Annotated in this window: 15 protein-coding genes and 1 riboswitch; of the genes, 9 read left to right on the plus strand and 6 right to left on the minus strand. The window is 73.4% G+C overall.

Going from position 1 to position 23265, the window contains the following annotated elements:
• Positions 1-105: 105 nt before the first annotated feature.
• From recD to recC, 3 genes are read right to left on the minus strand one after another with little or no spacing between them, the layout of a single operon-like run.
• Positions 106-2211 carry an exodeoxyribonuclease V subunit alpha gene (gene recD / locus Q392_RS29420; RefSeq protein ID WP_084217488.1) on the minus strand — a complete coding sequence of 702 codons (2106 nt, stop codon included), beginning with the start codon at positions 2209-2211 and terminating at the stop codon, positions 106-108.
• Positions 2208-5918: an exodeoxyribonuclease V subunit beta gene (gene recB / locus Q392_RS29425; protein ID WP_038217720.1), complete on the minus strand. Its 3711-nt coding sequence runs from the start codon at positions 5916-5918 to the stop codon at positions 2208-2210. The genes recD and recB overlap by 4 nt, the downstream gene beginning before the upstream one ends.
• Positions 5915-9469, minus strand: coding sequence for an exodeoxyribonuclease V subunit gamma (gene recC, locus Q392_RS29430; RefSeq protein WP_038217721.1), 3555 nt, complete (start codon positions 9467-9469; stop codon positions 5915-5917). The genes recB and recC overlap by 4 nt, the downstream gene beginning before the upstream one ends.
• 77 nt (positions 9470-9546) lie before the next feature.
• Here recC and Q392_RS29435 point away from each other — a divergent pair, with 77 nt between their 5' ends.
• Positions 9547-10044, plus strand: coding sequence for an SH3 domain-containing protein (locus Q392_RS29435; RefSeq protein ID WP_038217724.1), 498 nt, complete (start codon positions 9547-9549; stop codon positions 10042-10044).
• 186 nt (positions 10045-10230) lie between these two features.
• Here Q392_RS29435 and Q392_RS29440 read toward each other — a convergent pair whose 3' ends face one another.
• Positions 10231-11337 carry a fatty acid desaturase gene (locus Q392_RS29440; protein ID WP_038218094.1) on the minus strand — a complete coding sequence of 369 codons (1107 nt, stop codon included), beginning with the start codon at positions 11335-11337 and terminating at the stop codon, positions 10231-10233.
• A 204-nt stretch (positions 11338-11541) separates the two neighbouring features.
• Here Q392_RS29440 and Q392_RS29445 point away from each other — a divergent pair, with 204 nt between their 5' ends.
• Both Q392_RS29445 and Q392_RS29450 read left to right on the plus strand, forming a co-directional pair.
• On the plus strand, positions 11542-12588 hold the full coding sequence (locus Q392_RS29445) for a homocysteine S-methyltransferase family protein (protein WP_038217728.1): 1047 nt from the start codon (positions 11542-11544) through the stop codon (positions 12586-12588).
• Positions 12589-12695: 107 nt separating this feature from the next.
• Positions 12696-13526: an SH3 domain-containing protein gene (locus Q392_RS29450; RefSeq protein ID WP_051954085.1), complete on the plus strand. Its 831-nt coding sequence runs from the start codon at positions 12696-12698 to the stop codon at positions 13524-13526.
• 21 nt (positions 13527-13547) lie between these two features.
• Here the strand turns inward: Q392_RS29450 and Q392_RS29455 are convergent, their stop codons facing one another.
• A complete protein-coding gene (locus Q392_RS29455; RefSeq protein WP_038217731.1) occupies positions 13548-14444 on the minus strand; it encodes a LysR family transcriptional regulator in 897 nt (298 codons plus the stop codon).
• A gap of 65 nt (positions 14445-14509) precedes the next feature.
• Here Q392_RS29455 and Q392_RS29460 point away from each other — a divergent pair, with 65 nt between their 5' ends.
• Positions 14510-14986, plus strand: coding sequence for a PACE efflux transporter (locus tag Q392_RS29460; protein ID WP_051954086.1), 477 nt, complete (start codon positions 14510-14512; stop codon positions 14984-14986).
• Here Q392_RS29460 and Q392_RS29465 read toward each other — a convergent pair.
• Positions 14938-15606 carry a hypothetical protein gene (locus Q392_RS29465; RefSeq protein ID WP_038217735.1) on the minus strand — a complete coding sequence of 223 codons (669 nt, stop codon included), beginning with the start codon at positions 15604-15606 and terminating at the stop codon, positions 14938-14940. The genes Q392_RS29460 and Q392_RS29465 overlap by 49 nt on opposite strands.
• A 127-nt stretch (positions 15607-15733) precedes the next feature.
• Positions 15734-15808, plus strand: a riboswitch (S-adenosyl-L-homocysteine riboswitch).
• Positions 15809-15830: 22 nt separating this feature from the next.
• On the opposite strand from Q392_RS29465, the gene metH reads away from it, so the two are divergent.
• The 5 genes from metH (at position 15831) to Q392_RS29490 (ending at position 22901) form a co-directional block, all read left to right on the plus strand.
• Entirely contained in the window at positions 15831-18575 is a 2745-nt protein-coding gene (gene metH, locus Q392_RS29470) for a methionine synthase (protein WP_084217489.1), read from the plus strand.
• 84 nt (positions 18576-18659) lie between these two features.
• Positions 18660-20417 (plus strand): glycosyltransferase family 39 protein, encoded by a 1758-nt coding sequence (locus tag Q392_RS29475; protein WP_038217738.1) that lies wholly within the window; start codon positions 18660-18662, stop codon positions 20415-20417.
• Positions 20414-21382 carry a glycosyltransferase family 2 protein gene (locus Q392_RS29480; protein WP_038217741.1) on the plus strand — a complete coding sequence of 323 codons (969 nt, stop codon included), beginning with the start codon at positions 20414-20416 and terminating at the stop codon, positions 21380-21382. Before Q392_RS29475 ends, Q392_RS29480 begins: the two co-directional genes overlap by 4 nt.
• Before the next feature lie 173 nt (positions 21383-21555).
• Positions 21556-21960: a GtrA family protein gene (locus tag Q392_RS29485; protein ID WP_038217744.1), complete on the plus strand. Its 405-nt coding sequence runs from the start codon at positions 21556-21558 to the stop codon at positions 21958-21960.
• Positions 21961-21995: 35 nt separating this feature from the next.
• On the plus strand, positions 21996-22901 hold the full coding sequence (locus Q392_RS29490) for a YihY/virulence factor BrkB family protein (RefSeq protein WP_038217761.1): 906 nt from the start codon (positions 21996-21998) through the stop codon (positions 22899-22901).
• Positions 22902-23265: the final 364 nt, after the last annotated feature.

The following is a 23265-nucleotide window of genomic DNA, read 5'->3' on the forward strand; positions in this document are numbered from 1 at the left end:
ACGATGATGGCAAGCGCATTGCAGCGGTCTCGGCCGTACTCCGAACCACACTCACTGACTGCCGGGCGGCATCCTGCCACAGCACACGACGTCAGCACTCCGCTTTCAGCCTAGGTCCGCCATCAGCCCGCTCGCCCGCAGCACGCGCCGCCCGATCGCCTCGCGCAGCACCCGATCGCCGGCGGCGGCGGGCGCGGCGAGGGTGAACCAGGTCCTGGCCCGCGTGATGCCGGTGTAGACCAGTTCGCGCGTGAGCACGGGGCTGGCGGCGTCGGGCAGCACCAGGGCGCAGTGCTCGAACTCGGAGCCCTGCGACTTGTGGACGGTCATGGCGAAGACGGTCTCGACGGCCGCGAGGCGCGCCGGCAGCACCCAGCGCACGCCGCCGCTGCCGTCGGCCGCGGGGAAGGCGACGCGGCGCGCCAGGCCGGCCGCTGGGTCGGGGTGGCCGTCATCATCGAAGCGGGCGGGCAGCTCCAGCACCAGGCCGACGTCGCCGTTCATCAGGCCGAGCGCATGGTCGTTGCGGGTGACGAGCACCGGCCGGCCGGGGAACCAGCCCTGCGTGCCCTGCAGCCAGCCGGCCTCGCGCAGGATCTCCGCCACGGTGGCGTTGAGGCCGGCGACGCCCCACGGCCCCTCGCGCAGCGCGGCGAGCAGCTGGAAGCGGCCCATCGCCCGCAGCACACGCGCGGCCCAGGCGTCCCAGTCGGCGCGCGGCACGTCGGGCGCGGGGCGGGTGGCCTGCATCAGGCGCAGGGCGTGGGCCGGGCCCACCGGGCCGGCGTCCTCGTCGGCCAGGACCAGGGCGCGCAGCGCTGCATCCTGGGCCAGCCTGGCGGGCGCGGCCTGGAGGGCGCAGACACGCAGGTCGCCGCGGCCTTCGCGCAGCAGCGCCTGCGCCGCCTCGGCGCGGCCCTCGTTCACCGCGGCGGCGAGCTGCCCGATGCCGCTGTCGACGCCGAAGCGGTGGCTCACGCGCAGCATGGCGATGGCCTGGTCCATCGGGCGGCCGGCGGCATCGCACAGCGCGGGCGGCGGGCGCTGGCCGGCGGCGTCGGCCAGCCATTGCGCGGTGGCCGCGTCGTAGTGGCCGCCTTCGGCGCGGCGGCACAGCTCGCCCAGCACGGCGCCGGCCTCGACGGAGGCGAGCTGGTCCTTGTCGCCGAGCAGCACCAGGCGCGCCGCGGGCGGCAGGGCGGCCAGCAGCGCGGCCATCATCTCCAGGTCGACCATCGAGGCCTCGTCCACCACCAGCACGTCCAGCGGCAGCGGGTGGCCGGCGTGGTGGCGGAAGCGCCGGCTGTCGGGACGGCTGCCGAGCAGGCGGTGCAGGGTGGTGGCCTGGTCGGGCACGTCGTCGCGCGGCGATGCCAGTTGCGCCCAGGGCAGGCGGTCGAGCGCGCCGCGGATGGATTCGGTCAGGCGCGCGGCGGCCTTGCCGGTCGGCGCGGCCAGCCTGATGCGCAGCGCGGCGCCGCCGTGTTCGCGCGCCATCGACTGCAGCAGGGCCAGCAGGCGCACCACGGTGGTGGTCTTGCCGGTGCCGGGGCCGCCGGTGACGATGGCGAAGCGCTGGCGCAGCGCGAGGGCGCAGGCAAGCTTCTGCCAGTTCGGCCCGGCCGGCGCTGCGGCGTCGTCGAACAGCCGGTCGAGCACGGGGCGGATGCGCTCGGCCGGCGCGACGGGTGCGGGGGCGAGGCGCGCCTCGATGCGCGCGCGCACCTCCTGCTCGTAGCGCCAGTAGCGCCGCAGGTACAGGCGCGGGCCTTGCAGTACCAGGGGCGTGTCGCCCTCGCTCGCGCCGCACAGGCAGCTGCCGCGCAGCGCGCCCTGCCAGCCGGCGAGGGTCAGCGGGCGCAGCCAGCGGTCCAGGCCGCGCGGCGCGGCGCCGGCGGCCTGCTCGGGCGGCAGCGACAGGCTGGCGCGGCTGTCGTCCAGCGTCGCGGACAGGTCGAGGCAGACGTGGCCGCGGCCGAGCTGGTGGCTGGCGAGCGCAGCGGCCAGCAGCACCTCGGGCGGCGCGGCCGCCTCGCGCGACAGCAGGAACAGGGCGAAGCTGCGGTCCAGCTCGCGCAGCCAGCCTTGCGCGACCCAGTGATCGAGATCCGACAGCAGGTCCGCCCGGCGCGCATCGGCGGCCGCCGCGGCCGGGTCGGCGTCGAACAGATCCGGCATCGCGGGCGCGGGCGGTGCGGCACGGCGGGTCATGCGACAGCCTCCGCGCCGAAGAGCGCATCCAGCGACTCGATCAATTCGCGCGGCGGCCGCTCGGCGAACACGCCGCGCGTTCCGGCATCGGCGCCGCGCAGAAAGAGGTACACCGCGCCGCCCATGTGCCGCTCGTAGTCGTAGCCGTGCAGCCGCGCGCGCAGCAGGCGGTGCAGCGCGAACACGTAGAGCACGTACTGCACGTCGTAGCGGTGCGCCAGCAGCGCCTCGCGCATCGCCGCGTCGTCGTAGGCGGCGGCATCCGGCCCCAGCCAGTTGGACTTGTAGTCGGCCACCCACCAGCGGCCCTCGTGCTCGAACACCAGGTCCATGAAGCCCTTGAGCATGCCGGCCAGCCGCGTGCCGGGCAGGGCCGGGCGCGGCGCGGCGCCGAGGGTATGGCGCGTGACCAGCGCGTCGATGCGGCGCGCGTCGGCGCGCTGCACCGGCACCCAGAACTCCATCTCGGTCTGGTACTGCGCCAGCCCCGCGAGCGTGGCCGGCGCCGCGCCCGGCAGCGGCATCGGCAGCGCCAGCCAGCGCGGCAGCCAGTCGCACAGCGGGTCGATCCAGGCCTCCCAGCCGCGCACGGCGCAGCGGCGCGCGACCAGGTCGCGCAGCGCCTGCGGCGTCTTCAGCACGCGGGCGAAGCCCTGCTGCGCGCACCACTCCAGCAGGCCGTGCAGGAAGCTGCCGGGCTCGGAGCCCTTGGGGAAGGCGTGCCAGGTGCCGGCGGCCGGCTGGACCGGCGCCGCCTGAACGGATGGCGAAGCGGCCGCGGCCTCCTCCAGCGCCTGGTCCTGCCGTGCGTCCTCGGGCTCGGCACCCTCCTCGTCGGCAGACACCGAGGGCGCGACCTCGGCGCCGAGCTGCTGCACCAGCGCCGAGTAGCTGGCGATCCACCACGGCGCGTGGCCCTGGCGCAGCGGCACGCGCGCGGGGCCGAGGGCCGGCGCGGGCGGCGGCTGCCACCGCACGTCCTGTGGCGCGGGCACGGGCCGCACGGCGATGTCGGGGCAGCCGGCGGCCAAGGCATCCAGGCCCTCGTGGTACGCCTCCAGGCTGTCGACCGGCGCGCCGGCGCCGAGCACCTGTCCGAGCGCGCCCTTGTGCAGCTCGACCTTGCGTGCGCTGCCGGTGGCCAGCGGCGCCACGCCCAGCCACAGCGCATGGCGCGCGCGGGTCAGCGCCACGTAGAGCAGGCGCATGTCCTCGGCCAGGCGTTCCTCTTCGGCGCGGCGGTGCGCCTCGTCGTGCGCGCCGTCGAGTTCGAGCACGGGCGCGTCCAGCGCCTCGTCGTGGAAGCCGACGGCGCGAGTGCTGTCCTTCTTCGCGTCGCGCCAGGCGGCGATGAAGGGCAGCAGCACCAGCGGGTATTCGAGGCCCTTGGACTTGTGGATGGTCACGACCTTGATGAGCGCGTCGTCGCTTTCCAGGCGCAGGATGTCCTCCTCGCCCTCGGGTCTGGCCACGCGCTCGGCGAAGGCGCGCAGCAGCGCCTGCGGGCCGTCGAGTTCGCCGGCGCGGCGCTGCAGCCACTCGGCCAGGTGCAGCACGTTGGTCAGGCGCCGCTCGCCGCCCTCCTGCGCCAGCCAGCGCGCGGGCAGGCCGTGGGCGTGCAGCAGCTCGTGCAGCATCGGCAGCACGCCGTGGCGCTGCCACAGCTCGTGCAGGCCGCGCCAGCGCAGCGCGATCGCCTCCCAGCCCAGCTCGTCCTCCTGCAGCCGCGCCAGCTCGGCCAGCGGCAGGCCCAGCGTGCGGGTGGCCAGCGCGGTGCGCAGCAGCGCCTCGTCGCCGGGGTCGGCGGCGGCGCGCAGCCAGTGCTGCAGGTCCTGCGCCTCGGGCGTGGCGAAGACCGAGGCGCGGTCGGACAGGTAGACGCTGCGCAGGCCGCGCACGGCGAGCGCGCCGCGGATGGCGTCGGCCTCGGTGCCGCTGCGCACCAGCACGGCGATGTCGGCCGGGCGCAGCGGCTGCCAGCCGCCGTCCTCGTGCCGGAATCCGCTGTCGCCGCCGAGCCAGCGCACCACCTCGGAGGCGAAGGCCTCGGCCATGTGGGCACGGTACTCGCCCAGGCCGACGAAGGCCCTGCCCTCCGCGGGCGCCTGCGACCACAGCGTCATCGCCGGCGCGGGCGCGCCGTCCAGCCACAGCGCCTCGGGCCGGCCGCGGGCCTGCACGGGCAGGAAGGGCACCGGGTCGTCGCCGTCCCGCGCGAAGCGGAAGGCGCCGCGTTCGTGCTGCTGCGCGCGGCCGAACACGTGGTTGACGGCGCACACCGCCGCCTCGGTCGAGCGGTGGTTGGTGCCCAGCGCGTAGTGCGCCGGGGCCGTGTCGGCGCGGGCACGCAGGTAGGTGCGGATGTCCGCGCCGCGGAAGGCGTAGATCGCCTGCTTGGGGTCGCCGATCAGGATCAGCCCGGCATCTTCCGCGCCGGCGTCGCCGTAGATGCGGCGGAAGATGCGGTACTGCACCGGGTCGGTGTCCTGGAACTCGTCGATCAGCGCGATGGGGAACTGCGCGCGGATGTGCGCGGCCAGCGCGTCGCCGCCTTCGCCGCGCAATGCGCGATCTAGCTGCAGCAGCAGGTCGTCGAAGCCCAGTTCGGCACGGCGCTGCTTCTCAGCCGCCAGGGCGCTGCGCAGCTCGGCGGCGGCGTGGGCGGCCAGGCGGGCGCGCAGGTCATCGGGCTGCGCGGCGCCGGCCGTGTCCAGCCAGGCGTCGATCGCAGCCATGGCGGCATGCTCGGGCACCGGCTGGCCCTTCTTGAGCTTGAGGCCCGCGCAGCCGAAGCGCTCGATGTTCTTCGGCGCCTCCGCGCCTTCGCACCAGTCGCCGAGCGCGGCCAGCCAGCCGTCGAAGACGGTGTCGTCGTCCTTGCCACGGTAGCTGTTGCCGTTGAGGTGCGGACGAAGCTGGTCGCGCCACAGCGATTCCAGCGCGGCGCGGTCCTCGCGCCAGAGCGCGCGGGCGGCGGCTTCGCTTTCGTCGGCCCGCGCCATGGCCTCGCCGAGCGCGCGCAGTTCCTGCATCACGTCGTGCGCCGCGTCGAGCGCCTCGCCCTTCAGGTGCAGGCGCGCGTCGTCCCGCCCGAGCAGCGGCTTGGCGGCCTGCCACAGCGCCTCGGGCGAGGCGAAGCATTGCAGCAGCGCGCGCGCGGCCGCCGCATCCAGCGGGTAGTAGTGCCGACGCCAGTGGTCGTGCAGCACGCGCTGCTGCAGGTCCTGCAGGTCGGTCTGCAGCGTCTGCGCGAAAAGGCTGCCGCTGCCCATCGCGTGCTCGCGCAGCATGCGCCAGGCCCAGCCGTGGATGGTGTGGACGGCGGCCTCGTCCATCCACTGCGCGGCGGTGCGCAGGCGGTGCGCGCAGGCGGGCCACTGGTCGGGCGGGTAGCCGCCCTGCAGCGCGGCCAGCACGTCGCCGGGCTGCGGCGCGGCCTCGCCGGCGAACACGCGCGCCGCTTCGGCGAGCCGGGCGCGGATGCGCTCGCGCAGCTCCTGCGTGGCGGCCTCGGTGAAGGTCACGACCAGGATCTCGGGCGGCGTGAGCGGCCGCGCGAAGGCGGTGCCCGGCTCGCCGTGGCCCAGCACCAGGCGCAGGTAGAGCAGCGCGATGGTCCAGGTCTTGCCGGTGCCGGCGCTCGCCTCGATCAGGCGCGCGCCGTGCAGCGGGAAGCGCAGCGGGTCCAGCGGCTGCGGGCCGGTCATGCCTTGTCCTCCGCGCCCTGGCGCGGGCTGCCCAAGGCGCGCCACAGCGGCGCGTAGAGCCGGTCGCGCCACGCGGTGAAGCCGCGTCCGTCGGGCGTGGTGGCAGCGGACAGGTCCGCAAAGGAGGGGTACGCGCGCGCCAGCGCCGGCCGGCGCGCTTCGCCGTCGCGGTTCCAGGCGCCGTCGTACTCGGCCGCGGCGTCCTTGCCGCCCAGGTCGGCGAAGGCCGTGCGGCAGGCCACGGGCAGCGGCTGGCGCATGCCCGCGGCCCAGGCTTGCATCAACGCGGACAGTTCGGATTCGGCGTCGGTGCGGTCCAGCTCCTTCAGCGCCAGCACGCCCGACTCGCTGGCGAGCACCGTGCGCGTCGGCCCCGCAGCGATCTGCAGGGCGATGTGCGCAGGCCAGTGACGCACGACGTGGTGCCAGGCGAAGTCCTTGCCCTTGTGCAAGCGGCCGTTGGCGAGCAGCACGCGCGCGGGCGGCGCGTCGTGGCCGGCGGCGGGCAGGCGGCGCGGCGGGAGGGTGTCTTCCAGCGCGATGCCGCTGCCGGCGTCGTGCCAGCGCAGCGCGATGGGGTGCTCCTCCGCCACGGGCCACTGCTCGCACGCATCGAGGTAGTGGCCCAGCGTGCGCGCCACGCGCTGCTGCAGCCCGGCTGCGGCCAGCTCACCGAAGGCGCGCATCGGCAGGCGGCCCTCTCGCTGCAACTGCCCGGCCTGCACCGTGAGTGCTTCGTGCAAGCCCGCACGTGCCGCGGCCGTCGACGGCTGCGCATCGCACCACGGCTGCAGCGCGCCGCGCAGCGCCTGCTCCAGCTGCCAGTTCTGCAGGCCGTCGACGGCGAAGAGTTCGTCGTCCAGCGCCGCCTCGGCCTCGTCGTCGAAGCGCACGCGCAGTCGCTCGGCGAAGAAGGCCTCGATGGGCTGGGCGATGAAGGCTTCGAGTTCGCGCAGCGCGAGCGGCTCGTCGGGCTGCCAGGGCGGCAGGGGCCCTTCGGCCGCCTGCGGTGCAGCGGCGCCGTGCGCGGCCTGCCACTCGGCGCCGTAGCTGTACAGGCCGTCGAGCGCCGGCGCCGCCGGCGCATCGGCGGCGAAGTAGCGCGGGCTGAAGGGCTGCAGCGGGTGCTCGGTGGTCAGGGCCGGCAGCAGCGCGCCGGCATCGTCTTCATGGCCCGCAGGATTCGCCAATCGCCAGCCGGCCGCCAGGTGGTCGCGCAACTGGCCGACGAGCACGCTGGGCGCGCGGTGGCTGTTGTCGCGCACGTCGCGGCCGACCCAGCTGATGTAGAGCTGCTCGCGCGCCGACAGCAGCGCCTCCAGCAGCAGGTAGCGGTCGTCGTCGCGGCGCGAGCGGTCGCCGGGGCGCCAGTCGCCCTGCATCAGGTCGAAGTCGGCGCGCACGGCGGGGCGCGGGAAGTCGCCGTCGTTCATGCCCAGCAGGCACACCACCCGGAAGGGGATGGCGCGCATCGGCATCAGCGTGCAGAAGCTGACGCCACCGGTCATGAAGCGCTGCTGCAGGCCATGCGGCTCGGCCAGGGCGAGCCAGCTTTCGCGCACCACGGCCAGCGGCAGGGCCTCGTCGAAGGTGGCGCCGGCGCAGTCTTCGAGCCAGCGTTCGAGGGCGTGCAGCAGCTCCTGCACGCGCAGCTGGTCGCGCGGCGCCTGCGGCGCGAAGAAGCGTTGCAGCAGGGCGCGCAGGCGCTCGGCCCACTGCGCCGGCATGGCGGGCTCGGCCAGCGTGTCCAGGGTCTCGCGCAGGGCGCGCAACAGGGCGGCCAGCGGCCCGAGGGCGGCGGCGTCGAGGCCGCCCACTTCGTCGTAGGGCGCGATGCCGTCGAAGGGGGCGCCCTCGCCGACGGCGAAGCCGAGCAGCATGCGGTCGAGGCCGAAACGCCAGCTGTTGGCCTCGCCGGCGGCTTCCAGGCCGTGCGCGGCGCGCTGCGCGGCATCCAGGCCCCAGCGCACGCCGGCGCCTTCGATCCAGCGCTTGAGTTGCGGCAGCGCCTCGTCGGCCAGGCCGAAGCGCGCGCGCAGGGCCTGCACGTCGAGCAGATCGAGCACGTCGCTGGCGGCGAAACGGCTGTCGGGGAGCTGGAGCAGTTGTTCCAGCGCGATCAGGAGCGGCTCGCGCCCGCGGCGGCCCTGGTCGGCGACGGCGAAGGGGATGTGGCGCGGGTCGCCGCGCGGCACGCGGCCGAACACGGCCTCGATGTGCGGCGCGTAGGCGTCCACGTCGGGCAGCATCACGATCACGTCGCGCGGCTGCAGCGTGGGGTCGGCGTCGAAGCGGGCCAGCAGCTGGTCGTGCAGGACCTCGACCTCGCGCTGCGCCGAATGCGCGGCATGGAAGCGCAGCGAGCGGTCCTGCGCGGGATCGACGGCCGGCCAGAGGGCGCGCGACTCAGCCAGCGGGCGCAGTTCGAGGATGTCGTCCTGCAGCTGGCGCAGCAGGCTGTGCGGCGGCGCGCCGTCATCGCTGAAGAGGTCGATGCGCCCGCTGCCGATGCCGGACCATGCGGCGCGGTAGCGCTCGGGCTCGTCGATGCCGTCGACCAGGTGCAGGTGGTCGCGGCCCTGCTTGCCCCAGGCGGCCAGCAGCGGATGGGCGTGCTGGTGCAGCGCCTCGGGGTCGAGCACCGCGGGCATGCCGGGCCGGCGCGCCTGGCGGCGGTAGGCGCCGCGCAGCAGGTCCTGGTCGGCCACGATGTCGGTCCAGTGGTGGCGGCAGGGGTTGTGCACGAACAGCATCACCTGCGCGAAGCGCGCGAGGGCGTGCAGCGCGGCCAGGGTCTGCGCGGGCAGCGCGGAGATGCCGAACACGGTGACGCGGCGCGGCAGGCCGCGCGGGGCGGGGGCGCCTTCGGGCAGCGCGGCCAGCGCGGCGATGAAGCGCTGGTGCACGCCGGCGCGGCTTTCGGCCGCCGCCTCGGGGCCGGCGTCCTGAAGCACGGCGCGCCACAGCAGGGCCTGCCAGCGCTGATCGTCGGGCAGCGTACGGGTGCCGTGGCGCAGCGAGGCCAACCGGTCATGCCCCGCGGCCCAGTCGTCGAGCCAGTCGGCGCGGTAGACCTGGTACTGGTCGAACAGGTCGGCCAGGCGCAGGGCGAGCTGGTGACGCTTGCGGAGGTCGGCATCCTGGGCCAGGAAACGTGCCAGCGGCTCGAAACCCGGCGTGTCGCGCAAAGCCGGCAGCAGGCGCATCAGGCGCCAGGCCAGCGGCGCCTCGTCCAGCGGCGAGCGCTCGGGTACCGCATCGCGGCCCAGCACGGCGCGGTAGGCGCGCCACAGGAACTGCGCCGGCAGTTGCACGTCCAGCGCGGCGGCGATGCCCAGGCCCCCCTCGGCCGGCTCGGCCGCCAGCGCCAGCTTGAGCCACTGGGCGATGCCGTTGCTCTGCACCAGCACCACCTCGTTCTCCAGCGGCGCGAGCGGGTGGCGCTGCATCCACGCGACGAGCAGCCGACGCAGGTCCTCCGGCCGGTTGCCGTGCAGCACCATCAGGCCGGGCTGCAGCGTGGGGGAAGGATCGGAGGGGGTGGTCGGCATGGACGGCGGGTGCAGCGGGCGATGCTAGCGCGGCCCTGTGCCAAACTCACCCGCTTCTGCCAGGAGGAGGGAACGCCATGTCCGCCATTCGTCCGCTGCTGCCGCTGCTCGCGGCCCTGCTCTGCCTGCCGGCCGCGGCCCAGGCCGGCGAGGACGAGGCCCTGGTGCTGCCCCGCAGCGTGCTGCGGGCCGAGCCTTCCGCCCGCGCCGCCGTGGTGCAGCGGCTGGGCGCGGCGCAGCGTGCGCAGGTGCTCGGCTGCGTCCAGGACGCGCCGTGGTGCGAGGTGGTGCTGGCCGGCGGCATGCGCGGCTGGGTGGCGGAAGGCCGGCTGCAGGACCTGCCCGAAGACCGCACGGCGCAGGCCGGGGAGGAAGAGGACCTGGACCACCGCACGGACACGCCGCTGCCCTGGCGCGGCGTGCCGCAGCCGGGCGTCGGCGTGGTGGGCTACGAACACTACGGCTATGGCTACGGCGGCGGCACGGTGATCTACGTGGCACCGCGCGGCGGCCCGGGCGAGCCGCTGTTCCCGATGCGGCCGGGCTGGGCCCGCGGCCAGCCGATGCCGCGTTGAGGTCGGATCGTCTCGTTTGTTGCGCGTTTGGCTGAAACGCCCGCCCGGCCGGCGCTGCAGGCCGATTGCACTTTGCCGCTGACTCCATAAAAACCGTTCGGGCTGAGCCTGTCGAAGCCGGGTTGCGGCGCTTCGACAGGCTCAGCCCGAACGGTTGGATTGGATGTGGGTGAGCGCCCTTGCGCCTCAGAGCGCGGCCGCCGGCACCGGCGCCGGCTCGCTGGTCGCGCGGCCCTTGAAGTCGGTCCAGCAGCGCTGCGTGAAGTCGTACAGCTTGCAGCGGCGCGCGGTGTCGAAGTACCAGCGCCACGAGAAGCGCTGCACCACGATGCGCCCGGGCAGCAGTTCCTCGATACGGGCCTGCGCGGCCTTGAGCTTGTACAGCGGGATGCTCATGTCCACGTGGTGCGCCGTGTGCTCCATGATGTGGTGCATCAGCGAGCCGATGCGCCACGGGAAGGTCAGGTGCACGGTGGTGGAGACGAAGGGCTGCGCGCGCTGCCAGGCCGCGCGGTCGTCGTGCCACGAGACCTTGACGTGCGTGTGGTGCACGTACACCACGAAGCCGATCATCGCGAACCAGAACAGCACCGGCAGCACGAAGGCGAAGCCCAGCATCGGCAGCAGCGCGCGGCCGGTGGCGAAGCTCACCGCCACCAGCGCCGCCAGCCACAGCGCGGCGAAGGACAGCACCAGCGCGCAGTCGCGCGAGAACACGGGCCGCTCGGCGTTGGCCGACTTGTCGCGCGCGATCATGCGGCGCCACCAGATCTCGACCATGTAGTACACGCCGGGCGCCCAGCCGCTGCGGTACAGGCGCTCCATGAAGCGGCGCGCCGGCGGCAGCGCCTCGTACTCGGTCTGCGTCAGGGGCGCCCAGACGAAGTCCACGCCCTTGAGGTTGGTGAAGCCGTGGTGAACCGTGTTGTGGCCCATGTCCCACAGGCTGTAGGGCGTGAGCGAGGGCAGGAAGGCGATGCGGCCCAGCCACCTGTTCAGGCGCCGGTGCGGCGTCAGGCTCTGGTGGCAGGCGTCGTGGCCGATGATGAACAGGCGCCCGATGACGAAGCCGCAGGCCAGGCCGGCCGCGAGGCGCGCCCACCACGGCTGCAGCAGCACGGCGGCGGCCAGCAGCGCGAAGAAGAACACGTAGTCCAGCGCCAGCAGCGCGATCGGCTGCAGGGTGGTGCGCTGCACCAGCGGCAGCAGCCAGCCGCGGATGATCTTGCGGTGCGGCAGCGGGGCTTCGGGGGGCAGGGGAAGCGGCCCCTCCGTGAGGGAGGATTCGGACATGGCAACCAGGGCGGCGCGCACGGGGCGCACACGAACGATGAAAAAGTAAGGGAAGCGGGGTGGCCGGCGGTGTGCCGACACTAACCGATGCCGCCCGACGGCTTCATGACACCCGTCAAGCGCCGGCCGGACAGCCCGCCACACGGCAGGGCCGCCGGGATGCCGTGCCGGCCCGCGCAAGGGGCGATTCCTACAATCGCCGCCATGAGCCTGCCCGCCTACACCCGCGCCCGTGAGCTGCCCGGTATTCTCGCCGAACGCATCGCCATCCTGGACGGCGCCATGGGCACCATGATCCAGCGGCTGCGTCTTTCCGAGGAACAATACCGCGGCGAACGCTTCCGGGATGCCCCCAAGGATGTGAAGGGCAACAACGAACTGCTCTCGCTGACGCGCCCCGACGTCATCCGCGACATCCACGAAGGCTACCTGGCCGCCGGGGCGGACCTGGTCGAGACCAACACTTTCGGCGCCACCACCATCGCGCAGGAAGACTACGAAATGGCGCACCTGGCGCGCGAGATGAACCTCGCCTCGGCCCGCCTGGCGCGCGAGGCCTGCGACAAGTTCTCCACGCCCGACAGGCCGCGCTTCGTCGCCGGCGCCCTCGGCCCCACGCCCAAGACGGCCAGCATCAGCCCCGACGTGAACGACCCCGGCGCCCGCAACGTCGACTTCGAGCAGCTGCGCGCCGCCTACCACCAGCAGACCGCCGCGCTGATCGAGGGCGGCGCCGACGTGCTGCTGGTCGAGACCATCTTCGACACCCTCAACGCCAAGGCCGCCCTGTTCGCCATCGACGAGGTGTTCGAGGCCACCGGCGAGTGCCTGCCCATCATCATCAGCGGAACGGTGACCGACGCCTCCGGCCGCATCCTCTCGGGCCAGACCGTCACCGCCTTCTGGCACAGCGTGCGCCACGCACGGCCGCTGGCCATCGGCCTGAACTGCGCGCTGGGCGCGGCCCTGATGCGGCCCTACATCCAGGAGCTGAACCGCGCGGCGCCCGAGACCTTCGTGAGCTGCTACCCCAACGCCGGCCTGCCCAACCCGATGAGCGACACCGGCTTCGACGAGACGCCGGACGTCACGGCGCGGCTGCTGCACGAGTTCGCAGCCGAGGGGCTGGTCAACATCGTCGGCGGCTGCTGCGGCACCACGCCCGACCACATCGCCGCCATCGGCGCGGCAGTGGCGCCGATGCGGGCGCGGGCGGTGGCGGCCGGGCCCTTCTACCGCGAGGCTGCCTGAACCGCGCAGGGCCGCCGCGCCCTCCCCTCCAGGTGGCGCCCACCGATTGACAACGCGCCGCGGGGCTCTACCGTGGATCAGGTTCATCCGCACACAAGGAGGCCGCGATGCCCGAATCGAAACCGCCCCCCCGTTCCCTGCGCTGGCTGGCGGCCGGCGCCCTGGCGCTGACGCTGGCCCTGCCGATGGCCGCCTCGGCGCAGGAGGCCTACACGCGCGGCGTGCTGAACCTGCGCGCCGGGCCGGGCACCGACTACCCGGTGGTCGTCCAGCTGGCCGCCGGCCAGCCGCTGAACGTCATCGGCTGCACCACCGGCTATGCCTGGTGCGACGTGGTGCTGCCCGACGGCCTGCGCGGATGGGTGGTGGCCAGCCGGCTCGACTACGCCTGGGGCAGCGACGTGGTGCCGCTGGTGAGCTACGGGGCGATGATCGGCGTTCCGATCATCGGCTTCACCCTCGGCAGCTACTGGAGCGACCACTACCGCAACCGGCCCTGGTTCCGCGAGCCGCGCTGGTGGGGGCACCGCCCGCCCCCGCCGCCGATGCCGGGATGGCGCCCCGCCCCGCCGCCGCCCATCGGCTGGCACCCCCGCCCGCCCCGCCCGGGCTGGCACCCGCCAGGCGGGCCGCCGCCCCGGCCCGGCTGGCAGGGCCCCGACCGGCCGCGCCCCGGCTGGCGGCCGCCCGATCGGCCGCACCGGCCCGGCGTGGCGCCGCCGGCGGCGCGCCCGCCCGGCTGGGAAAGCCGCCCGGGCCGGCCCGGCCGCCCCGAGGGTCCGGGAAGCCGCCCCGGGCCCGGCCCGCGCCCGCCGCAGTGGAACGGCCCACCCCCGGGCGCCGGCCGGCCGATGCCGCCGCCCCGGCCGATGCCCGCCCCACGCGGTTCGGCGACGCCCTCGGCCGGCCAGAACACGCCCCTGGGTGACCGGCCCTGAGGCGGCGCCGGGACGCGGCGCTCAGCCGTTGGCCTCGCGCATCAGCGCCAGGAAGCGGGCGGCGCCCAGGCCCATCGGCCGCTCCTTGGACCAGACCACGTCCACCCACAGCGTGAGCGCGTTGGTCAGGCCGGCCAGCGGCAGCTCGCGCAGCGTGCCCGCGGCCAGCTGGGGGCGCACCACACTGCGCGGCAGCCAGCCCCAGCCCAGGCCGGCCTCGAGCAGGCTGCAGGCGGCCTCGGGGCTGTCGGTGAGCCAGCGCTGCCGCGCGAACAGCAGGCGCGGGTCGGCCACGCCGGCGTCGCGCCCGGCCACCACGATCTGCCGCGTGCGCCCCAGGTGCGCCTCGCCCAGGCCGCCGCCCTGCCCGCCGGCCTCCTGCAGCAGCGGATGGCCCGGCGCCACCACGGCCACCAGCGTCTCGCTGCCGACCTCCTGAAAGCCCTCCCGGCCGTCCTGGCCGGGCCGCTCGAAGACCAGCGCGAGCTGGGCGCGGCCGCTGTGCAGCAGCGCCAGCGCGTCGGCCTGCGGCGCGGCCAGCACCTCCACGTCCAGCAGCGGGAAATCCCGCACCAGCCGGGCGACGGCGCCGGTCCAGGCGGCGCCCAGCAGTTCGGGGGCGATGGCCAGCGTCAGCCGGCTCTCCAGGCCCCGGGTGAGCGAGAGGGCCTGCGCCTCCAGTTGCGCCAACTGGCCGGCCAGCAGGCGCGCCTGCGGCTCCAGCGCGCGCGCCGCCGCGGTGGGCTGCGGCTCGCGGCCCGAGCGGTCGAACAGCGGCAGGTCCAGTTCCGCCTCCAGGTGCGCGATCGCCATGCTCACGGCCGAGGGCACCCGGCCCAGGGCGCGCGCCGCGGCCGAGAAGGAGCCGCTGTCGAGCACCGCCAGGAAGACCGCCACGTTCTCGCTGGTGAAGGCCATTTCTATCAATTTATCTGAAAGAAGATGACTTTTTATATCAGCATTCAAGACATAAAGTGCCGTCCATGCAAGGCATTCAGCGAAAGATCGTCTACGTCACCCTCTACGAGGGCATCGCCATCGTGTGCGCCAGCGCCGGGTTGGCGCTCACTTCCGACAGCGGCCTCATGAAGGCGGGCGTCGCCTCCGCCATGGCCTCGGCCATCGCGCTGGTGTGGAACCTCGTGTTCAACACCGCCTTCGAGTGGTGGGAAGCGCGCCAGGCGGTGCGCGGGCGCAGCCTGCGCCGGCGCGTGGCGCATGCGCTGGGCTTCGAGGGCGGGCTGGGGCTGATCCTGATCCCGGTCTTCGCCTGGTGGCTGGACGTGAGCCTGCTGCAGGCACTGGTGATGGAGGCGGGGCTGATGCTGTTCTTCCTGGTCTACACCTTCGCCTTCAACTGGGCCTTCGACGGCATCTTCGGCCTGCCGGCGGCAGCGCAGGCGGCGCAGCCTCAGCGCGGATCGAAGGACACGCGGTACCCCCAGCCCGAGGCGGGCTGAAAGCCGAAAAAGCCGGTGTAGACCTCGCAGCGCTCGTTGGCGGGGCCCCGCACGAGCTGGTGAAAGAGCTGGGTCGGCGTGTCCAGGCCATCCATGTCCGAGGTCGCGGCGTGCCGTCCCCCGGAATCGGCGCGGGTCAGCAGCCCCGCCGCCGCGAAGGCATAGCCCGCATGCGTGGCGCAGTTGAGGCCGACGATGCCGAACATGCCGGGATCGACCCGCATCGAGGACCAGGCGCGCTCGAACTGCCGGCACTCGCGTTCCGAGACCTCGATCGCGAGCAGGGTCGACACCGCGCCGGTCGCCGCGGCGGCGGCGCGGTCGACGTAGGGGCGCCGGTGGACCATCAGTTCGCGATAGCCCCAGACCGTGCCCGCCAGCGTGGCGCTGAGTGCGCGCACGCCCAGGGTGGCCGTTTCCGAACCGCGGCTGCCGGACACCGGGATGCCAGTTTCGGCAAAAAAGCCGATCGGCTCCCCCGAGGACAGCACGCAGTCGGCATGGCCTTCGCTGGGCGGCGCGGCGCCGGGCCGCGCCATGCCGCGCACCACCAGCCCGATCCGGTAGCGCTGCGGCGCGAACGAGCGTTCGGTCAGTAGATTCCAGCGGATGTCCGTCATGGGGGCTCCTTGTGGTGGCGGGCGCGGCGGCGTCCTGCCGCACGGGAGGAAGGACGAACGGGCGGCGCCGCTTCTCAAGTGCCCTGGCCGCGCTGCGGGGTGAGGCGGACGGCATAAAATCCGCCCCTTCCCCAAGGAGCGTTGCAGCAGCCGCCGGCTGTCAGGCTTGGGGGCCTCTTCCGCGCAACGACGCTCGCCTGTCCATGCCATCCGCAGGTGAGCCCATGTCGATTCCCACGCCCCCCGTCGCCCCGATGAAGCTGTCCGGCCTGGAGCCGGTCACGCTCGGCGAGGGCAGCCTGTTCGTCAACATCGGCGAGCGCACCAACGTCACCGGCTCCAAGGCCTTCGCGCGGATGATCCTGAACGGCCGCTTCGAGGAGGCGCTGGCCGTGGCGCGCCAGCAGGTGGAGAACGGCGCCCAGGTGATCGACGTGAACATGGACGAGGCCATGCTCGACAGCAAGGCGGCCATGGTGCGCTTCCTGAACCTGATCGCCTCCGAGCCCGACATCGCCCGCGTGCCGATCATGGTGGACTCCTCCAAGTGGGAGGTGATCGAGGCCGGGCTGCGCTGCATCCAGGGCAAGGGCATCGTCAACTCGATCTCCATGAAGGAGGGCATCGAGAAGTTCAAGCACGAGGCGCGGCTGGTGCGGCGCTACGGCGCGGCGGCGGTGGTGATGGCCTTCGACGAAGTGGGCCAGGCCGACACCTACCAGCGCAAGATCGAGATCTGCGAGCGGGCCTACCGCGTGCTGGTCGACGAGGTGGGCTTCCCGCCCGAGGACATCATCTTCGACCCCAACATCTTCGCCATCGCCACCGGCATCGAGGAACACAACAACTACGCGGTGGACTTCATCGAGGCCACGCGCTGGATCAAGCAGAACCTGCCGGGCGCGAAGGTGTCGGGCGGCGTCAGCAACGTGAGCTTCTCCTTCCGCGGCAACGACCCGGTGCGCGAGGCGATCCACACGGTCTTCCTCTACCACGCCATCCGCGCGGGCATGGACATGGGCATCGTCAACGCCGGCATGGTGGGCGTGTACGACGAGGTGGAGCCGCAGCTTCGCGAGCGGGTGGAGGACGTGGTCCTCAACCGCCGCCCCGACGCCGGCGAGCGCCTGGTGGAGATCGCCGAGAGCGCCAAGGGCGCCGCCAGGGACGAGAGCCGCAAGCTCGAATGGCGCGGCACCCCGGAGCAGCCGGTGCCGGTGGCGCAGCGCCTGTCGCATGCGCTGGTGCACGGCATCACCGACTTCATCGTCGAGGACACGGAGGAGGCCTACCGCGAGATCGTCGCCCGGGGCGGCCGTCCGCTGCACGTGATCGAGGGGCCGCTGATGGACGGCATGAACGTGGTCGGCGACCTGTTCGGCGCCGGCAAGATGTTCCTGCCGCAGGTGGTGAAGTCGGCCCGCGTGATGAAGCAGGCGGTGGCGCACCTGATCCCCTACATCGAGGAAGAGAAGAAGCGCGACGAGGCGGCCGGCCGTGACGTGCGCAGCAAGGGCAAGATCGTCATCGCCACCGTCAAGGGCGACGTGCACGACATCGGCAAGAACATCGTCACCGTCGTGCTCCAGTGCAACAACTTCGAGGTGGTGAACATGGGCGTGATGGTCCCGTGCCACGAGATCCTGGCCCGGGCAAGGATCGAGGGCGCGGACATCGTCGGCCTGTCGGGCCTGATCACGCCCAGCCTGGAAGAGATGCAGTACGTGGCCGGCGAGATGCAGAAGGACGAGCACTTCCGCATCCGGAAGATCCCGCTCCTGATCGGCGGCGCCACCACCAGCCGCGTGCACACCGCGGTGAAGATCGCGCCGCACTACGAGGGCCCGGTGGTCTACGTGCCCGACGCCTCGCGCAGCGTGGGCGTGGCGCAGAACCTGCTCTCGGAGCAGGCGGCGCAGTACATCGCCGAGGTCAACGCCGACTACGAGCGCGTGCGCCACCAGCACGCCAACCGCAAGCAGGTGCCGCTGTGGCCGCTGGCGAAGGCGCGCGCCAACAAAACGCCGGTCGACTGGCGCGGCTACCAGCCGACCCGGCCGAAGTTCACCGGCCGCCGCATCTTCCGCAACTACGACCTGTCGGAGCTGGCCGCCGCCATCGACTGGGGCCCCTTCTTCCAGACCTGGGACCTGGCGGGGCCCTTCCCGCAGATCCTCAAGGACGAGATCGTGGGCAGCGAGGCGCAGCGCGTCTTCTCCGACGGCAAGCGCATGCTGCAGCGGCTGATCGAGGGCCGCTGGCTCACCGCCAACGGCGTGGTGGGCTTCTGGCCGGCCAACACCGAGCACGACGACGACATCGTGCTCTACGCCGACGAGGGCCGCGAACGCAAGGTGCTGACCTGGTACGGCATGCGCCAGCAGACCGAGAAGCAGGAGGTGAACGGCGTGATGCGCCCCAACCGCTGCCTCGCCGACTTCGTCGCGCCGCGCGACGCGGGCATCGCGGACTACGTGGGCGCCTTCGCCGTCACGGCCGGCATCGGCGCCGAGAAGAAGGAGAAGTACTTCCTCGACGACCTGGACGACTACTCCGCCATCATGTTCAAGGCCCTGGCCGACCGCCTGGCCGAGGCCTTCGCCGAGGTGCTGCACCGGCGCGTGCGCATGGACCTGTGGGGCTACGCGCCCGACGAGCAGCTCGGCCTGGAGCAGCTCATCAAGGAGCAGTACCGCGGCATCCGTCCGGCGCCCGGCTACCCGGCCTGCCCCGACCACAGCGTCAAGGGCCCGCTGTTCGAGCTGCTGCAGTGCGAGGAGATCGGCATGGGCCTGACCGAGAGCCTGGCGATGACGCCGGCGGCCAGCGTATCCGGGTTCTATCTGGGGCATCCCGAGGCAAAGTACTTCAGCGTGGGCAGAATCGGGCCCGACCAGCTGGCCGACCTGGCCGCGCGCCGGCAGGTGGCCGAGGCCGACCTGCAGCGGCTGCTGGCACCGAACCTGTAACGCCTGCAGCGGCGCGGCCCCACGCGCGCTGCGTTCCTTGTCCTACGTTCATCGCCCGGGGGCCGCATTCCTTTTGTGTCGTTGATGAGTTTCGCCGCGCAGCACTATGCGGCCCTGGCCGTGTGCGCGTTCGCGGCCTGGGGCGCGGGCGCCTGCGCGCTCGCGCTGCTGCGCGTGGCGCCGCTGGACGACCCTTGGCTGGAGGCCGCCCTGGCCGCCGCGCTGGGACTCGGCCTGTACGTGCTGGCCTTCCAGGGCCTGGGCCTGGCCGGCCTGCTGCGTCCGCCCGCGGTGGGCGCGCTGGTGGCGGCGGGCCTGCTCGGCGCCGCGCTGCGGGTGCCGGCGCTGCGCCGTGCGCTGCGCGGCCGGCCCCGGCCGCCGCTGACGGCGGCCGGCCGCGCCGCGCTGGCCGTGGCCTGGGGCGCCTTCGCCGTCTCGCTGGTGGAGCCGCTGTCGCCGCCGCATGCCTTCGACGAGATGATGTACCACCTGCCGTGGGCGCGCGAGGTGGCGGCGAGCGGGCGCATCGGCGTGTACGACTGGCTGCGCTACCCCTGGTTTCCGTACAACTACAACCTGCTCTACGCGGCCGCGATGCCGCTGATGGGCGACGTCTTCCCGCACCTGCTGCACGCGCTGGCCGGCTGGATCGCCGCGCTGCTGATCTACCGCCTGGCACTGCGCCACACCGACCGCGTCACCGCCTGCATGGCGGCCGTGATCCTGCTGGCGGTGGGCGAATACGCCAATGCGCTGATCGACATGGGCGTGGCGCTGTTCGTGCTGGCGGCCTGCGTGCTGCTGTGGGACTGGCGCGCGGACGCAGCGCGCGACCCGCGCCGGCTGATGCTGGCCGCCTTCCTGCTCGGCGTGGCGGCGGGCAGCAAGTACCAGGCCCTCACCTTCCTGCCGCTGCTGGGGGTGTTCGTGCTCTGGCGCGAGCGCCGGCCCGGCGTGCTGCTGGCCGGCCTGGCCGTGTTCCTGCTGCCGTGCATCTACTGGTACGGCCGCAACTGGCTGCACACGGGCGACCCGTTCAACCCCATCGGCGCGCGGGTGTTCGGCTTCACCAACTGGAACGCGGCCGACTACCGCCAGCAGGTGGACGACGTGCGCGTGCACGCCGCGCTGCCCAACGTGATGCTGTGGCCGGCCCTGCTGGTGCCCTGGTGCGTGTTCTGGAAGGCGCGCCCGGCCGTGCGCGCGGCCTTCGCCTTCGGCGCCTGGTCGGTGCTGGTGTGGGTCGCCACCTCGCGCTACCCGCGCTACATGATGGCCGCCTTCCCGATGCTGGCCTGGCTGGGTGCGATGGGCTGGCGGCAGCTGTACCTGTGGGCCGCCGCGGGCGTGCGGCGATGGATGCCCGCGCTGGCCCGGGCACCGGTGCCGCGCATCGCCGGCGGCGCGCTGCTGGCGCTGCTGGCAGTGGTCGGCGTGCAACGCATGGTGGTGCATGCGCGCATGGTCGCCGCCACGCCCGAGGCGCGCGAGGCCTTCCTGCGCGCCAACGTGCCCGGCTACGAGGTGCTTCGGTACGTGCACGCCCACGGCCAGGGCCGGCTGTACCAGGTCGGCCTGAACGACGCCATCTACTTCGCCGGCCAGCCGGCCTGGGGCGACGTGTTCGGGCCCTACCGGCTTTCCGACTACATCCTGCTGCCGCCCGAGGCGCTGGCGCGCAAGCTGGCGTCGCAGGGCTTCGGTACGATCGTCGTCAACACGGCCATCGCGCCCTACGTCGACACGCAGCCCGGCTTCGCCCGGTACTTCGCGCCCCTGTTCGTGCGCGGGGCGGTGAAGGCGTACCGCGTGCTTCCCACCCCTTCCGGCCCGACCCCATGACCGCTGCTGCCCCCGACCTCGCGGCCCTGCGCATCGCCGCCGTCATCCCCTGCTACAACGAGGCGGCCGCCATCGGCCAGGTGATCGCCAGCTTCCGCGCGGCGCTGCCGCAGGTGCAGATCCACGTCTTCGACAACGCCTCCACCGACGACACGGCCGCCGTGGCGCGCGCCGCCGGCGCCGAGGTGACGCACGTGGCCCTGCGCGGCAAGGGCAACGTGGTTCGCCGCATGTTCGCCGACGTGGAGGCCGACGTGTACGTGATGGTGGACGGCGACGCCACCTATGACCTGGCGCGCCTGGCCGAGATGATCGCGCTGCTGGTGGACGGCAACCTCGACATGGTGGTGGGCGCGCGCCAGGACGATCGCCAGGACGTCCAGACCTACCGCCCCGGCCACCGCCTGGGCAACCGCCTGCTCACCGGCACGGTGGCGGCGCTGTTCGGCGGCGGCTTCACCGACATGCTGTCGGGCCTGCGCGTGTTCTCGCGGCGCTACGTCAAGAGCTTCCCGGCGCTGGCGCAGGGCTTCGAGACCGAGACCGAACTGACCGTGCACGCGCTGGAGCTGCGCATGCCCTGGACCGAGCTGCCGGTGCGCTACCTGTCGCGGCCGGAGGGCTCGGACAGCAAGCTCTCCACGTACCGCGACGGCTGGCGCATCCTGCTGATGATCACGCGGCTGTTCGTCAACGAGCGGCCGCTGTCCTTCTTCAGCACCATCGCCGCGCTGCTGGCGCTGGCGGCGCTGGCGCTGGCGGTGCCGCTGGTGCTCACCTGGCTGCACACGGGGCTGGTGCCGCGCCTGCCCACCGCGGTGCTGGCCACGGGGATGATGCTGGCCGGCATGCTCTCGGCCGCCTGCGGCGCCGTGCTGCGCACCGTGACGCTGGGCCGGCGCGAGGTCAAGCGGCTGCGCTACCTGGCGATCCCCGGCGTGCGGTACGTGCTGGAGCGAGAATGAGTCCACCCCCGTTTCTCCCGGACTTCGTTCCGGTCGAATCCCCCTCAAGGGGGCGCACCCGGCGGCCCGGCAAAGCCGGTTCCGCGGGTGCACTGGCATGGCCTGCTCCGCGGCCTTCGGTTCTGTTTCGTTGCATGCAATGCCGGTGATACGCAACTCCCTGGGCCATTGAGATGAACACCATCGGCGAACGCCGGCGCCTGCTGCTGTTCGCCGTGGCCGGCGCGATCGGCTTCGTGGTCGACGCCGGCGTGCTGTACGCGCTGGCGCCCTGGCTGGGCTGGTACGCGGCGCGGGTGCTCTCCTTCCTCGCGGCGGCCAGCGTCACCTGGCTCTTCAACCGCCGCTACACCTTCGCCGCGGCGCGCCCGCCATCGCTGTGGCGCGAGTACCTGGCCTACCTGGGCGCCATGCTGGGCGGCGCGGCGGTCAACTACGCCATCTACGCGCTGACGCTGCACCTGGCGCACGGCCCCTGGGCCGCGCTGCTGGGCGTGGCGCTGGGCAGCCTGGGCGGCATGGCCGTCAACTATCTCTCGGCGCGGCACCTGGTGTTCCGGCCGCGCGGCCCGCGCTGATCGACAGCGCCGGCCGATGCCGCTAGGGTCGGGGCATGTCTGCCGCGCCGCCACCTTCTCCTTCCCCCTCCCTGCCGCCCCTCGTCCGCAAGCTGCTCGCCCCCCTGCGGCCGCTGGCGCCGCTGTGGCGCGCGGCCACGCTGTGGCAGGAGGCCGACGGCCTGCGCATGAGCGCGGCGATGTCCTTCTACGGCATCCTGAGCCTGGCCCCCCTGCTGGTGCTGATCGTCGCCATCCTGGGCTGGTGGCTGGACCGCGCGTTCGTCGAGACGCGCCTGGTCAGCGAGATCGCCGGCGTGGTGGGCCAGCGCGGCGCGCAGGCGGTGCAGCAGGCGATCACCAGCGCCCAGCAGCCGCGCGAAGGGATCATCGCCTCGGCGCTGGCCTTCGTCCTGCTCATCTCCGGCGCCACCGGCGTGTTCGCCGAACTGCAGTCCGCCTTCGAGCGGCTGTGGCGCCAGGGCGGCCCGCCGGCGCCCAAGGCGCCGTGGTGGCACACCGCCTCGCTGCGGCTGCGCGGGCTAGGCTACATCCTGGTGTTCGGCCTGCTGCTGCTGATGTCGCTGGCGGCCAGCACGGCGATCAACTTCATCGCCGACTGGGCCGGCCAGTGGCTGTCGCTCAAGCCGCTGCTGCGCGCCATCAACGAGCTGATCTCCTTCGCTTTCTGCACGGGCCTGTTCGCCGGGCTGATGCGGCTGAGCAGCGGCCCCAAGCCGCGCCTGCGCTACATGCTGGCGGGCGGCGCGGTGGGCGCGGTGCTGTTCACGCTGGGCAAGCAGGCGCTGGCGATCTACCTCTCGACGGCCGCCGTCGTCTCGGCCTACGGCGCGGCCGGCTCGCTGGTGGTGATCCTGATGTGGATCTACTTCACGGCCGCGATCCTGCTGTTCTCGGCCAGTTGCGCGCGGGCGCTGCACGAGGAGGCGGCGGCGCGCTGAGCCGCTTGGGTCGCGGCCGCGGTCGTGATCCGTGGTCCGGCCCCTCACACCCGTTCGATAACCCTCACCGTTCACGCTGAGCTTGGCCTGTCCTGAGCCTGACGAAGGGTCGAAGCGCCGCGCCCCGGCTTCGACAAGCTCAGCCCGAACGGGTGGGGGAATCGACCTCATCCGGTGGCTTTCCCCTTCGATGCACCCCAGCGGTTCCACGCGCCGTGGCCGGGGGCCTGGGGCGCGGGCGATTTGTGGGGCGGCGAGGAGCGCAGGCCAGGGGCGGGCGTGCCTGCCGAAGGACAGGCACGCTTCAACTCTGACTCGCTGCACCTGTTTGAACGGAGCGCTCCGCAGGAGCGCGCAGTGAGTT

The organism is Xenophilus azovorans DSM 13620, assembly GCF_000745855.1.
Taxonomy (GTDB): Bacteria; Pseudomonadota; Gammaproteobacteria; order Burkholderiales; family Burkholderiaceae_C; genus Xenophilus; species Xenophilus azovorans.

Bases quoted from the DNA above. Each gene is read 5' to 3' on its own strand.
- Q392_RS29460 (WP_051954086.1), top strand. From the start codon at position 14,510: ATGCAAGGCATTCAGCGAAAGATCGTCTACGTCACCCTCTACGAGGGC.
- metH (WP_084217489.1), top strand. From the start codon at position 15,831: ATGTCGATTCCCACGCCCCCCGTCGCCCCGATGAAGCTGTCCGGCCTG.
- recB (WP_038217720.1), bottom strand. From the start codon at position 5,918: ATGACCGGCCCGCAGCCGCTGGACCCGCTGCGCTTCCCGCTGCACGGC.
- Q392_RS29480 (WP_038217741.1), top strand. From the start codon at position 20,414: ATGACCGCTGCTGCCCCCGACCTCGCGGCCCTGCGCATCGCCGCCGTC.
- Q392_RS29465 (WP_038217735.1), bottom strand. From the start codon at position 15,606: ATGACGGACATCCGCTGGAATCTACTGACCGAACGCTCGTTCGCGCCG.
- Q392_RS29455 (WP_038217731.1), bottom strand. From the start codon at position 14,444: ATGGCCTTCACCAGCGAGAACGTGGCGGTCTTCCTGGCGGTGCTCGAC.
- Q392_RS29475 (WP_038217738.1), top strand. From the start codon at position 18,660: ATGAGTTTCGCCGCGCAGCACTATGCGGCCCTGGCCGTGTGCGCGTTC.
- Q392_RS29485 (WP_038217744.1), top strand. From the start codon at position 21,556: ATGAACACCATCGGCGAACGCCGGCGCCTGCTGCTGTTCGCCGTGGCC.
- Q392_RS29445 (WP_038217728.1), top strand. From the start codon at position 11,542: ATGAGCCTGCCCGCCTACACCCGCGCCCGTGAGCTGCCCGGTATTCTC.
- recD (WP_084217488.1), bottom strand. From the start codon at position 2,211: ATGACCCGCCGTGCCGCACCGCCCGCGCCCGCGATGCCGGATCTGTTC.
- Q392_RS29440 (WP_038218094.1), bottom strand. From the start codon at position 11,337: ATGTCCGAATCCTCCCTCACGGAGGGGCCGCTTCCCCTGCCCCCCGAA.
- Q392_RS29490 (WP_038217761.1), top strand. From the start codon at position 21,996: ATGTCTGCCGCGCCGCCACCTTCTCCTTCCCCCTCCCTGCCGCCCCTC.
- Q392_RS29435 (WP_038217724.1), top strand. From the start codon at position 9,547: ATGTCCGCCATTCGTCCGCTGCTGCCGCTGCTCGCGGCCCTGCTCTGC.
- Q392_RS29450 (WP_051954085.1), top strand. From the start codon at position 12,696: ATGCCCGAATCGAAACCGCCCCCCCGTTCCCTGCGCTGGCTGGCGGCC.
- recC (WP_038217721.1), bottom strand. From the start codon at position 9,469: ATGCCGACCACCCCCTCCGATCCTTCCCCCACGCTGCAGCCCGGCCTG.